This window comes from Streptomyces tubbatahanensis (assembly GCF_022699385.1).
Classification (GTDB): Bacteria; Actinomycetota; Actinomycetes; order Streptomycetales; family Streptomycetaceae; genus Streptomyces; species Streptomyces diacarni.
In genome coordinates, this window is record NZ_CP093846.1 from 2,203,317 (window position 1) to 2,215,041 (window position 11,725).

Annotated in this window: 10 protein-coding genes; 5 read left to right on the forward strand and 5 right to left on the reverse strand. The window is 73.7% G+C overall.

Annotated elements, in window-relative coordinates; all coding sequences use genetic code 11:
• Positions 1–58: 58 nt before the first annotated feature.
• Together MMF93_RS09465 and MMF93_RS09470 are read left to right on the forward strand one after the other, a co-directional pair.
• On the forward strand, positions 59–1,060 hold the full coding sequence (locus MMF93_RS09465; RefSeq protein ID WP_242750749.1) for an ATP-binding cassette domain-containing protein: 1,002 nt from the start codon (positions 59–61) through the stop codon (positions 1,058–1,060).
• Entirely contained in the window at positions 1,057–1,938 is an 882-nt protein-coding gene (locus MMF93_RS09470; RefSeq protein WP_423835386.1) for an ABC transporter permease, read from the forward strand. The genes MMF93_RS09465 and MMF93_RS09470 overlap by 4 nt, the downstream gene beginning before the upstream one ends.
• Positions 1,939–1,980: 42 nt before the next feature.
• Here MMF93_RS09470 and MMF93_RS09475 read toward each other — a convergent pair whose 3' ends face one another.
• Positions 1,981–5,418, reverse strand: coding sequence for an AfsR/SARP family transcriptional regulator (locus MMF93_RS09475; protein ID WP_242750750.1), 3,438 nt, complete (start codon positions 5,416–5,418; stop codon positions 1,981–1,983).
• A gap of 210 nt (positions 5,419–5,628) precedes the next feature.
• On the opposite strand from MMF93_RS09475, the gene MMF93_RS09480 reads away from it, so the two are divergent.
• Positions 5,629–6,033: a ChaB family protein gene (locus MMF93_RS09480; protein ID WP_242750751.1), complete on the forward strand. Its 405-nt coding sequence runs from the start codon at positions 5,629–5,631 to the stop codon at positions 6,031–6,033.
• Between the two features lie 218 nt (positions 6,034–6,251).
• Here MMF93_RS09480 and MMF93_RS09485 read toward each other — a convergent pair whose 3' ends face one another.
• On the reverse strand, positions 6,252–6,617 hold the full coding sequence (locus tag MMF93_RS09485) for a hypothetical protein (protein WP_242750752.1): 366 nt from the start codon (positions 6,615–6,617) through the stop codon (positions 6,252–6,254).
• 140 nt (positions 6,618–6,757) lie between these two features.
• Positions 6,758–7,777, reverse strand: a complete 1,020-nt coding sequence (locus MMF93_RS09490) for a LysR family transcriptional regulator (protein ID WP_242750753.1) — start codon at positions 7,775–7,777, stop codon at positions 6,758–6,760.
• 205 nt (positions 7,778–7,982) lie between these two features.
• Between MMF93_RS09490 and MMF93_RS09495 the strand changes: the two genes are divergently transcribed.
• Together MMF93_RS09495 and MMF93_RS09500 are read left to right on the forward strand one after the other, a co-directional pair.
• Positions 7,983–8,948, forward strand: coding sequence for an EamA family transporter (locus MMF93_RS09495; protein WP_242757408.1), 966 nt, complete (start codon positions 7,983–7,985; stop codon positions 8,946–8,948).
• A gap of 119 nt (positions 8,949–9,067) precedes the next feature.
• Positions 9,068–9,865 (forward strand): site-2 protease family protein, encoded by a 798-nt coding sequence (locus MMF93_RS09500; protein ID WP_242750754.1) that lies wholly within the window; start codon positions 9,068–9,070, stop codon positions 9,863–9,865.
• 62 nt (positions 9,866–9,927) lie between these two features.
• Here the strand turns inward: MMF93_RS09500 and MMF93_RS09505 are convergent, their stop codons facing one another.
• Together MMF93_RS09505 and MMF93_RS09510 are read right to left on the reverse strand one after the other, a co-directional pair.
• Entirely contained in the window at positions 9,928–10,137 is a 210-nt protein-coding gene (locus MMF93_RS09505) for a hypothetical protein (protein WP_242750755.1), read from the reverse strand.
• Positions 10,138–10,182: 45 nt separating this feature from the next.
• Positions 10,183–11,724, reverse strand: coding sequence for an MFS transporter (locus MMF93_RS09510; protein WP_242750756.1), 1,542 nt, complete (start codon positions 11,722–11,724; stop codon positions 10,183–10,185).
• Position 11,725: the final 1 nt, after the last annotated feature.

An 11,725-nucleotide genomic window follows, 5' to 3' on the forward strand; every position in this document is an offset into this window, starting at 1 on the left:
GCCGGGCTGTCGGCGGCGTGTCGGTGGTTTGTCGGTGGCACCTGGCATCTTGACAGGCATGACGAGCGAGAAGACGACGAACGCGGTCGAGGTCCGCGGACTGGTCAAGCACTTCGGGGAGACGAAGGCCGTCGACGGGATCAACCTCGACGTGCGCGAGGGCACGGTCATGGGTGTCCTCGGCCCGAACGGGGCGGGCAAGACGACGCTGGTGCGGATGCTGTCCACGCTGTTGCCGCCGGACGCCGGCACGGCGGTGGTCGCGGGGTACGACGTGGTGCGCCAGCCCCGCCAACTGCGCCGCACGATCGGCCTCACCGGGCAGTACGCCTCGGTGGACGAGAAGCTGTCGGGTTGGGAGAACCTCTACATGATCGGGCGCCTGCTCGATCTGCCCCGCTCCGAGGCGCGTAAGCGCGCCGACGAGCTGCTGGAGCGGTTCTCCCTCACCGAGGCGGCCCGGCGCCCGGCGAGCAAGTACAGCGGCGGCATGCGCCGCAGGCTCGACCTGGCCGCTTCCATGATCGGCCGCCCGAAGGTGCTCTACCTCGACGAGCCCACCACCGGGCTGGACCCGCGCACCCGTAACGAGGTGTGGGAAGAGGTGCAGAACATCGTGGCCGAGGGCAACACGGTGCTGCTCACGACGCAGTACATGGAGGAGGCCGAGCAGCTCGCCAGCGAGCTGACGGTGGTCGACCGCGGCCGGGTCATCGCCGAGGGCCGGGTGCCCGAGCTGAAGGCGAAGGTGGGCGGCCGCACGCTGGAGATCCGTCCCGGCGACCCGGGCGAGCTGACGCGGATGGTCGGCGCCCTCGCGCAGGCGGGTCTGGACGGGGTGGCGGGTGCCACGGCCGACGAGGCCCAGGGCGTGGTGAGCGTCCCGATCGTCAGCGACGAACAGCTGACCGCCGTGGTGGGGCTGCTGGGGGCGCGCGGTTTCGCGCTCGCCGACATCGCCACCCACCTGCCCAGCCTGGACGAGGTGTTCCTGGCGCTCACCGGCCAGAAGGCCACCCACAAGGACGACGAGAACGCACTCGAGGAGGTCGCGGCGTGAGTACCGCCACCATCAAGGCCCCCGCGTCGGGGAAGACCCCGCCGGCGCCGGGCGAGGGTCAGGCGCCAATGAAGCCGGGAGCGGACGACGGACGGATCGGGCTGCGCGCCAATCTGCGGCACATCGGCGCGCTCGTGCGCCGGTGCGCCCTGCAGATCAAGCAGGACCCGGAGTCGATGATGGACGCCCTGCTGATGCCCATCGTCTTCACACTGCTGTTCGTCTACGTCTTCGGCGGCGCGATCGGCGGCGGAGGCGGCGGCGCCAGCAGGGACCAGTACGTGCAGTATCTGATCCCCGGGATGATGGGCATGATGAGCATGTCCATCGCGATGGCGGTGGGCACGGGCATCAACGAGGACTTCCGCAAGGGCGTGATGGACCGCTTCCGGTCCATGCCGATCGCCCGCTCCTCCGTGCTGATAGCCAAGTCGCTGGTCGAGGTCGGCCGCATGCTGGTGGCCATCGTCGTGCTGCTGGCCGTGGGCCTGCTGTGCGGGTTCGACCTGAACGGCCACTGGCTGGGGATGCTGGGGGCCGTCGGCCTGACGGCGCTGTTCGGCGCGTCCCTGCTGTGGATCTTCATTCTGGTCGGGCTGTCGATGGAGACGGCGCAGGCCGTCCAGGGCATCTCGTTCCTGGTGCTGATGCCGTTGCAGTTCGGCTCCTCGGTGTTCGTCTCGACGGACACGATGCCCGGCTGGCTTGAGGCGTTCACCAAGGTCAACCCGCTGACACACGTCGCCGACTCCGCCCGCGGGCTGATGCTGGGCCAGGGCGCGGTGGCCGGCCCCGTGATGTGGACGGTGATCTGGGCGGTGGGGCTCACCGTCGTCACGGCACCGTTCGCCATCGCGAAGTTCCGGAAGAAGGTCTGAGGCGGTGCCTGGCGGCGCCCTCCGTCAGGCACCCGCCCGTGCTCAGGCCCCCTGGACCAGGGCGACGGCCTCCTCGATGGTGAGGCCGCCGCCCTCGCTGTGGGCCTCGGCGTACGCACGAGGCGACAGCACGGCGCGCACCGCCTCCTCGGCGGCCTGGCGCGCCTCGCGCTCGACCGGCGGAAGAAAGGGCCCGCTCGGCCGGGTGGTCAGCGTGTCGGCGGCACCCAGCAGCCGCCCCGCCTCGGCTCCCCGCCCGAGCGCGGCCAGCGCCCGTACGGCCGTGACGAGCTGACTTTGGGTCAGCTGCGGACTGACCACGTCCGCCATCGCCTCGCGGGTCCTGCCGATGGACACCCGGAGCTTGGCCAGCGCCTCGCCTGGCCTCCCCGCCACGACGTGCGACCAGGCGAGCATGCCCTGCACCATCCCCGCGAAGAGCTGCGGCACCCTGTCGGCGAACTCCCGCTCCAGCGGCTCCAGCAGCGCTCGGCCCGCGTCCGGCTCTCCCGTGCGGATCAGGTGGGCCGCCAGCTGGATCGACGCGAAGTTGGGACCGTCCCCTCCGGCGCGCTCGGCCTCCTCGGTCGCCTCCCGCATCAGATGGTTGCCCTCGGCGACCGACTCCGGGTCCGCCAGCTCCACGAGCACGGAGCCGAGCCGGGACTTCAGCCGCGGCACCTGGCTGTGCGCGCCCAGCTCCTGGGCGCGGGCGATGGCCAGTCTGCAGTCGGCCGCCGCGCGCGCGAACTCGCCGCGCGCGCTGAGCGCTTCACACCGGCCCGCGAGCGCTTCGGCTTCTCCCCAGGCGTCCCCGAGCCTGCGGAAGATCTCCAGGCTCTCGTCCGCGTCGACGCCGGTCTGGTCCCACGCGTCGGGGACGTCCGCTCCGATCTTGGAGCGCAACTGGAGCGCGAAGCCCAGCTCCCACTCGTAGCCCAGGTCGCGGCAGCCCTGGACCTGTGCGTCGGTCAGGTCGTGGAGGGCGTCGTAGTTGCCGCTGTGGAGCCAGGCGAACATCCACATGCAGCCGGGGATACGGCAGACCTGGGGCATCCCGGGGGTGTAGGAGCGCATGACGGTGGCCAGTTCGGCCTGCCGCTCGGGGCTCCGCAACCGCTCGACGTCCTCCTCGGCGTCGGCCAGGACCATCAGCCGCACCCCGCGTCTGGCCTCCCACAACTGTTCCTCGCTCATGGGCGGCGGGTGGTGGGTGGCCGACTCGTACAGCGGCGGCACCGGGCGCTGCTCCGCGAAGGGCGCGGGTCCCAGACGCAGGGCCGCCTCACCCCAGACGAGGGCGTCGGCGCGGTGCCCGCGCAGCTGCCAGAACCAGCCCATGGACAGGACCAGGCACAGCGCCTCCTGCTCCTCGCCCGCGGCGACGGCACGGCGCAGCGCGGTGCGGATGTTGTCGTGCTCGCGCTCCAGCCGGTCCAGCCAGACGGCCTGCCGGGGCCCGCGCAGCAGCGGGTCCGCGGTGCGGGCCAGCTCGCGGTAGGCGACCAGGTGGCGGGCCTCGGCACGCTCCCGCTCGCCGGGCAGCGCGTCGAGCTTCTCGGCGGCGTACTCCGCGACGGTCTCCAGCAGCCGGTAGCGCATCCCGGCCGTGCGGCCGTCGCCGGGCTCGGCCACCACCAACGACTTGTCGACAAGGGAACTCAGGAGCGCGGTGGTGTCGACAAAGCCGGCGCCCGCGTCGCCCTCCCCCGCTGCCGCGCACACCTCCTCGACCTGCTCCAGCCCGCAGCCGCCTGCGAAGACCGACAGCCGCAGCAGCACCGTGCGCTCCGGCTCCTCCAGCAGCTCCCACGACCAGTCGACGACCGCCCGCAGGGTCTGCTGCCGTGCACGTACGGTACGGCTGCCGCTGGTCAGCAGCCGGAACCGGTCATCGAGGCGCCGGGCGAGCTGCCCGGGGGTGAGCGAGCGCAGCCTGGCCGCTGCCAGCTCGATCGCCAGCGGCAGCCCGTCGAGGCGGTGGCAGATCTCCGCGCACGCCTCGGGGTCCTCGTCCGTGCGGAACCCCGCACGTGCGCGGGCGCCCCGGTCGGCCAGCAGCCGCAGCGCGACGGGCTCGGGCAGCGGACCCACGGGCCGCACCGACTCCCCTGGTACGCCCAGCGGTTCGCGGCTGGTGGCGAGGACGGTCACCCCTGGGCACTCCACGAGCAGCGTCTCGACGACTCGCGCGGCCGCGTCGATGACGTGCTCGCAGTTGTCCAGCACCAGCAGCATGCGGCGCGCCGCGCAGTGCTCGACGAGCTGGGCCACCGGGTCGCCGGCCGTGGGGTCACTCGCCGCGTGCAGGCTCTCCGCGGTGGAGCCGATCAGCAGGGTCTCCCGGCCGCCGAGCGCGGTCAGGACGGCCTCGGCGACCTCGGCGGGCCCGGTCCGCCCCCGTACGGACGCCAGTTCGGCCACCCACACGCCGTCCTTCCACGCGCCGTCCTGGCAAGCGGGGCCGCCATGCTCCGCACCGGTGCGCGCCGCCGTCTCCAGCGACAGACGGGTCTTCCCGGCGCCGCCGGGCCCGGTGAGCGTCACCAGCCGCGCGCCGCCGAGCTCCTTGCCGAGCGCGCCGATCTCCTCCTCCCGCCCGACGAAGGAGGTCAGCCCGGCCCGCAGGTTGCCGACGGGCCGGACGGCGCCGGCGCGCGCGGAGGACGGAGACGGCGCGGAAGACGGGGACGGCGGGCGGGGAGGGGAGAGCGGGGAGGGCGACTGCGGCACGGGGTCGTCGGCGGCCAGCAACCTCGCGTGCAGCGCGCGGAGTTCGGCGCCGGGGTCGGCGCCCAGACGGTCGGCGATCCTGGCGCGGACGGTCTCGTACGCGGCCAGCGCCTCGGCGGTGCGGCCCGCTCCGTGCAAGGCGCGCACCAACACGGCCTGGAGGGACTCGTCGAGGGGGTGCGCGGCGGCCAGCTCGCGCGCACCGGGCAGCACCGCCTCGGCACGGCCGAGGGCGAGCGCGGCCCGCATCCCGTCGCGGCGCGCGGTCAGTTCGCGGTCCGCCGCCCGCACCGCGGCGGGCCCGCCCCCGTCGGGCAGGTCGGCCAGCGCGGGGCCCCGGCACAGCGCGAGGGCGTCGTCGAGCAACGCCGTGGCCTTGACCGGATCACCGTCCGCGAGCGCCTTCGCGCCCTCGTCGGCCAGCCGTTCGAACCGGAAGAGATCGATGTCGTCGCGCGCCACCGCCAGCCGGTAGCCGCCCTCCACCGAGGCGAGGGCGTCCCGGCCCAACGCCCTGCGCGCCCTGCCCACCAGCGCCTGTACGGCGGCCGTCTCGTCCGCGGGCGCGTCCTCGTCCTGAGCCCACACGGCGGCGGCCAGTTGCCCGGTCCGTACGGCGCGTCCTCCACCCAGGGCCAGCGCGGTCAGCAGCGCACGCAGCCGCGCCCCGCCGACCGGCACGGCCGTGCCGTCCTCGCGGAGAACCTGCGTGGTACCCAGAACGCGGTAGCGGTAGCGCACCCCCACATACTGCCACCGGGCGGGCGGGGCTCCGGCGGCAGCCGTGTGCCTGGCACACCGGGCTCCTCTCGGCCCCTTCCCGAGGGACGCGCCTCGCCCCGGGAGCCTGTGCCACCGCGGCGGCCCGGCGAGGTCGTACGGGCGGTTTTGCCTGGTGTGCGGCAGGGCACTCGGCGGTCGGCACAGGCACGCGCACCGTCAGCGGAGGTACCCCGGATGCCCGCTCGCGAGGAGCTGCCCTCGACGCTCCGCCGTTCTCCCGACAGCGCCCGGCGCACCTGGTCGAAGGCGCACGACTCGGCCGTCAAGGAGTACGGCGAGGGGCGGCGCGCCCACCAGACGGCGTACGGCGCGCTGAAACACACGCACGAGAAGGTCGGCGACCACTGGGAGCGCAAGAAGGGCGCCCGCAAGGGGCCGTCCGACCCGCAGTCCGCACTCCCGCGCGGCCGGGGCGGACGCAGCGGACAGGGCGTGGACGAGGGCGCACCGAAACAGCACTTGTACGACGTGGCCAAGCGGCTTGGCGTGGAGGGCCGGTCGCGGATGACGAAGCCGGAGCTGGAAGAGGCCATCCGCAAGGCCAACCGGTCCAGGACACGGCAGGCCCGGTCGGGCTGAGCGCGGCAGCGGTGCCAGCACCGCGACGGCTGCCGTCGCCACAGCGGCGCGGGCCGCTTGCCGCGGCCCGCGGGCGTGGCGCCCGCGGGTGCGGCAAGCGGCCTGGGGCGTCCGGCCTGGGGCGACCGGGCCGCGTCGACCGGTGCACGTCGACCGGGTTGCGGCAGGCGGTCTGTTCAGGCGGTCTGCGGCAGGCGGCTTACCGTCGAGGCGCCGTCTCAGGCGCGGTGGCAGCTGGCTCCGCGCACCCACTTGGGCAGATTCGCGTAACCGGAGACGTGCCCCCGCTTGCTCGTGCAGACCACCCGGTAGTGCGTGCGGCGGCTCTCGATGACGAAAGCGTCGCGGACGTGGCCGTGGCGAGGCGTACGCACCGCGCGGCAGTCGCCGCTGCCCACGCCCGCACCCCGGTCGTGCTCCACCCGGTCACACACGTAGCCGCGGTGCGGCAGGCGGCTGTCAGCGCCGGGCCCGTCGTCGGCCGCCGACGACGCCGCCGCCGGCAGTACGCCCACCAGAGAGGTCACCGCCGCCGCGACCACCGTCAGCGCCCGCGCGCGGCGCGCCGCCTTCCACTTCGTCATGGAACTGTCCTTTCGGCCTGCCCTGCCCGCTGCGCCACCCTGGCGCGCTTCGGGGCATGCGCGTCCCCGCGCGCTGCCGCGCGGGGCGCACATGTGAGAGGGCTGCGACATTCCCCCGCCGGGACGCCTCCTCCCACGGGTCACCCACCCGGCGAGCCGACACCACCCTCACGGCCCACCGAGGCGGCCGCACGGCGGCTCACGGCAGCGTCCGCGCCGCCGCCCGCGGCCGCCCGCCGCAGCGCGGCCAGTGCGGCCCGGATCGCCGGGCGGTGGGACACACCGGCGCGGGTGAGCGCGAACAGGTGGCGGGTGGGCGTCGGCTCCAGCCGGCGGACCACCACGCCCTCCGGCAGCGGGCCGCGCCCCAGGCGCGGCAGGAGCGCGATCCCCAGGCCCGCCGCCACGAGAGCGACCTGGGTCTCGAACTCGGCGACCTGGTAGGCGACGTCAGGCTCCTGTCCGGCGGCGCGCAGCGTCGTGTGGAGCCAGTCGTGGCAGACCGTGCCGGGAGGTTGGCACACCCAGCGCAGGCCCGCCAGGTCGGCGGTGACCAGCGCCCCGCGCCCGGCCGGCTCGGAGGCCGCTGGTTCGTACCCGGTCACCTCGTGCCCGGCCAGTTCGTGCCCGGCCGGGAGGAGGACGTCGCAGTGGTCGTCGCCCAGCGGTGTCCTGCGCACCCCCTCGGGCGCCGAGGCGGGCGCCACGTCCCAGTCGTGGGCGAGCGCGAGATCGATCTCGCCGCGGGCCACCAGGCCGACCGACAGATGCGGATCGACCTCCGACATCCGCACATCGAGAGCGGGATGGTCGGCACACAGTCGGGCCAGGACGCCGGGCATCAGGCCGCGCGCCCCGCTGGGGAAGGCCGCCAGCCGCAGCCGGCCCGCCGGGCGGCCCCTGCGCTCTTCCAGCGCCACCTCGGCCCGCTCGGCGAGAGCGAGCATCTCGCCCGCCGTGCGGACGAGCATCAGCGCGTCGTCGGTCAGGGCGATACCGCGGCCCTGCCTCTCCAGCAGCCGCGTGCCCGTCTCCCGCTCCAGCTTGGCGATCTGCTGCGAGACGGCCGACGGGGTGTACCCGAGGGCCTGCGCCGCGCCGCCGACCGAGCCGTGTGTCCGCACGGCGTGCAGCGCACGCAGCCGGGACAGATCGAGCATGACGCACCCTCCCGGGCTCCGACCGGCCTGTCGACCGGCCTGTCGACCGGCCTGTTGAGTACCGCTGGCTGTTTCAGTACCGCTGAGCGCCCCCGCCACCGCGGACCGTTCAGTACACGCGGACCGTTCAGCATTGCTGAATCCAACCATGCAGGAAGCCGTGCTGGTGCTGAACGGTCGGTGCGGTGACGATCGGATCATGCGCCTGTCTCCCCTCCACCTCGCCCTCGCCGTCCTGGTCGCCGCCCTGTGGGGCGTCAACTTCGTCGTCATCGAAGTCGGCCTGCGGCACTTCCCGCCGCTGCTGTTCTCCGCGCTGCGCTTCCTCCTCGCCGCCCTGCCCGCCGTCTTCTTCGTCCGCCGCCCCCGCGTCGCCCTGCGGTGGGTGATCGGCGTCGGGCTGTCGCTCGGAGTGGCGAAGTTCGGCCTGCTCTTCATCGGCATGGAAGGCGGCATGCCCGCCGGGCTGTCCTCCCTCGTCCTCCAGTCCCAGGCCGTCTTCACAGCCGTTCTCGCCGCCGCCACGCTGGGCGAACGACTGGGCCGCATCCGGCTGCTCGGCATGGCCGTCTCGCTCGCGGGCATCGTCGTCGCCGCCGTCGGCCAGGGCACCGCGGGACCGCTCGGCGCCTTCGCGCTCGTGGTCGCCGCCGCGTTCGCCTGGGGCGTGGCCAACGTGCTGACCCGCAAGGCCGCCCCCGAGGACGCGCTCTCCTGGATGGTGTGGGTCAGCCTCGTGCCGCCGCTGCCGCTGATCGCGCTCTCGCTGCTGTTCGAGGGGCCCTGGGCCGATCTGGCCGCCCTGCGCTCGCTGGATGCGTCAGGGCTGGCCGCCCTCGGCTTCGTCGCCTGGGCCGCCACCCTGTTCGGCTTCGGCGCCTGGGGCCACCTGCTGCGCCGCTACGACGCCTCCGCGGTCGCCCCCTTCTCCCTCCTGGTCCCCGTGTTCGGCATGACCTCCGCCGCCCTGCTGCTGCACGAGGGCATCTCCCTCGCCGACACCGCAGCGGCGGCCCTCCTGATCGGCGGCGTCGTCCTGGTCTCCCTCACCCCGGGCGAGCGGCACACGCACCTCCCGGACGAGCGCGGCACGGACGCCACGGGCGAACGCGGCACGGACACGACGGGCGCGGCCCACCCGCACGGCGAGAACGGCCCGGTCCGCGCGTAGGAGCGGCACGCGGAGCGACGCGGGGAGAGGCACTCGCGGGCTCCGGGCCCCGGCGTCGCGCGGAAGGCGCCGCGCGCGGGGTTCGCGGGGCCCGCGTCCTGCCGGTACGGTCAGGGCCCATGACCAGCGCAGCTTCCCATCCGGAACACCACCGGATCAGCCCGGTCTTCCTCGGGCTCGTCGCGATCATGGCGGTCTCCGGCTGGGCCGTCTGGTACGGCTGGGCGGACGTGACGGGTGTCTCCGTCTTCTTCTTCGTCGTCGCCGGATGGATCGTCTCCCTGTGCCTCCACGAGTACGCGCACGCGCGCTCCGCACTCGGCGCGGGAGACGTGTCGGTCGGCGCGAAGGGCTACCTGACCCTCAACCCGCTGCGCTACACCCACGCGCTGCTCAGCATCGTGCTGCCCGTGATTTTCGTGATCCTCGGCGGCATCGGGCTCCCCGGCGGGGCGGTCTACATCGAACGCGGCCGCATCACCGGACGCTGGAAGCACAGCCTCATCTCCGCCTCGGGCCCGGCCGCCAACGCCCTGTTCGCCGGGGTGCTCACCGCGCCGTTCTGGCTGCACGGCGTGCACGACGTGCCCGTCGCGTTCCGCAGCGCCCTCGCGTTCCTCGCCCTGCTCCAGGTGACGGCCGCGCTGCTGAACCTGCTGCCCGTGCCGGGGCTGGACGGCTACGGGGTCATCGAACCCTGGCTCTCCCCCGCCGCCCGCAGGCAGGCCGAGCCCTTCGCGCCCTTCGGGCTCCTCATCGTCTTCGGATGCCTGTGGATTCCCCAGGTCAACGAGGTCTTCTGGGACGTCGTCGACACCATCCTGCGCGGCATGGGCGTCTCCGAGCTGGAGACCTACCTCGGCCTGGAGTACTTCCGCTTCTGGCAGGGCGAACCCCAGAACGTACTGCTCCCCTAGGTCCCCCGGGTCCCCTGGGTCCCCTGGGCCTCAGGCACCCTGGGCCTTCCGCCGGCCCGTCCTCAGCCGGCGCTCTTTGTCGGCGCGGACGACGGCCGGCGGCGGTGGTAGTACCAGGCCATGTTGGAGGTCAGACCGGCCACCAGCACCCACAGCACGCCGAACCACTTGCCGTTCGCGAACGAGACCACGGCGGCGACGACGGCCAGCAGGCACAGAACGGTCGCGTAGAGGGCGAGGCCCCTGGGGGCACGGCGGGCTGGGGCTGACATGGCGCGGGCTCCAATGCGAGACGGGTGTGCGCCCGCCATTCTCCCTCACCCCTCACGGCGGGCCAGCCGCCGCCCGTACACCACGTCCACCAGGGCCACCACCAGCGCGGCCGCGACGAAGCACAGCGCCGTGAGCAGCCCGTAGTCCAGCGCCGTCGCCCAGTTGCGGCTGCTGGCGAGCCAGGCGAAGAAGACCGCACCGACAGCGGCGATCCCGGCGGCGGAGCCGATCCGCTGACCGGTCTGGATGACGCCTCCCGCGGCACCCCCCTGCGCGACGGGCACCGACTGCAGGGCGAGCGTCTGGTTCGGGGAGATCACCAGCCCCGAGCCGAACCCGGCACACAGCATCGGCCCCACCAGAGCCCAGCCGACGGCGCTGTTCTGCACCTCGTGCACGGCGAGGCTCGCGCCCCCGAGCCCCAGCAGCACCAGGACGAGACCGGCGGCGATCAAAGGACGCCCGACACGGGTGATGAAACGACCCCCGACAGCGGCCGAAACCGCGGAGCCGACAGCGAACGGCGTCAGCGTCAGCCCCGCCTGGAGGGCGCTGTAGCGCATCCCGTTCTGCAGGAAGAGCGTGAAGATGAAGAAGATCGTCGTGAAGCCGGCGAAGTAGAGCAGCCCCAGCAGCGCGCCCAGCGAGTACGACCGCTCGCTGAACAGCCGCAGGTCCACCAGAGGCGCCTTGCCGCGCCGCGGATACCTGCGCTCCCACCACAGGAACGCCACGGCGAGCAGGATGCCCAGCGGGACGAGCAGCCACTTGCTCTGACCGTGCCACTGCCGCTCCTGCACCAGCGGCAGCATCACGGCGATCACCCCGGCCCCCAGCAGCAGGACGCCGACCGGATCGAGCGACTGCCGGTGCGCCATGTCGCGCTCCGCGCACGCGGGCGGCACCAGGCGCAGGGCCAGGAGAAAGGCCACCACCCCGATGGGCAGATTGACGAAGAAGACCCACCGCCAGCCCTCGGACGCGCCGAAAGCCTGGATCAGCAGCCCGCCCAGCAGCGGCCCGACAGCCGTCGACAGACCGATCGTGGAGCCCAGCAGCCCGAACGCCCTGCCGCGCTCGGCCCCCCGGAAGAGCTGCTGGATCATGCCGGAGATCTGCGGCATGATCAGGCCGCCCCCGACGCCCTGGCTCAGCCGCGCGATCACCAGCCACGTGGGCCCCTGCGCGAAACCGCAGGCCATCGACGCGGCGGTGAACAGGACGAGCCCGCCGAGGAAGGCCGTACGGCGGCCCAGCGCGTCACCGATCCGCCCCGAGGGCACCAGCACGAGACCGAAGGTCAGCGCGTACCCCGACACCACCCACGAGAGGGCGGACTCGGAAGCCCCGAGCCCCTGCTCGATCGCGGGAAGCGCGACGTTCACGATCGAGACGTCCAGCAGCGACATGAAGCCGACCAGCAGGCACACCGACAGCGCCTTCCAGCGCCGTGGGTCAGGCGTGTACGCCTCGTCACCCGCACCGTGAGCGCCGCGTGCGCCGCCTGCCCCGTTCGCGCCGTCACCGTTCGCCGTCGTCCCGCTCGCCCCGGTCCGCCCGGTGGCGGGCGCCGGCTCCTGTCCCATC

Bases quoted from the DNA above. Each gene is read 5' to 3' on its own strand.
- MMF93_RS09465 (WP_242750749.1), top strand. From the start codon at position 59: ATGACGAGCGAGAAGACGACGAACGCGGTCGAGGTCCGCGGACTGGTC.
- MMF93_RS09480 (WP_242750751.1), top strand. From the start codon at position 5,629: ATGCCCGCTCGCGAGGAGCTGCCCTCGACGCTCCGCCGTTCTCCCGAC.
- MMF93_RS09485 (WP_242750752.1), bottom strand. From the start codon at position 6,617: ATGACGAAGTGGAAGGCGGCGCGCCGCGCGCGGGCGCTGACGGTGGTC.
- MMF93_RS09490 (WP_242750753.1), bottom strand. From the start codon at position 7,777: ATGCTCGATCTGTCCCGGCTGCGTGCGCTGCACGCCGTGCGGACACAC.
- MMF93_RS09500 (WP_242750754.1), top strand. From the start codon at position 9,068: ATGACCAGCGCAGCTTCCCATCCGGAACACCACCGGATCAGCCCGGTC.
- MMF93_RS09505 (WP_242750755.1), bottom strand. From the start codon at position 10,137: ATGTCAGCCCCAGCCCGCCGTGCCCCCAGGGGCCTCGCCCTCTACGCG.
- MMF93_RS09510 (WP_242750756.1), bottom strand. From the start codon at position 11,724: ATGGGACAGGAGCCGGCGCCCGCCACCGGGCGGACCGGGGCGAGCGGG.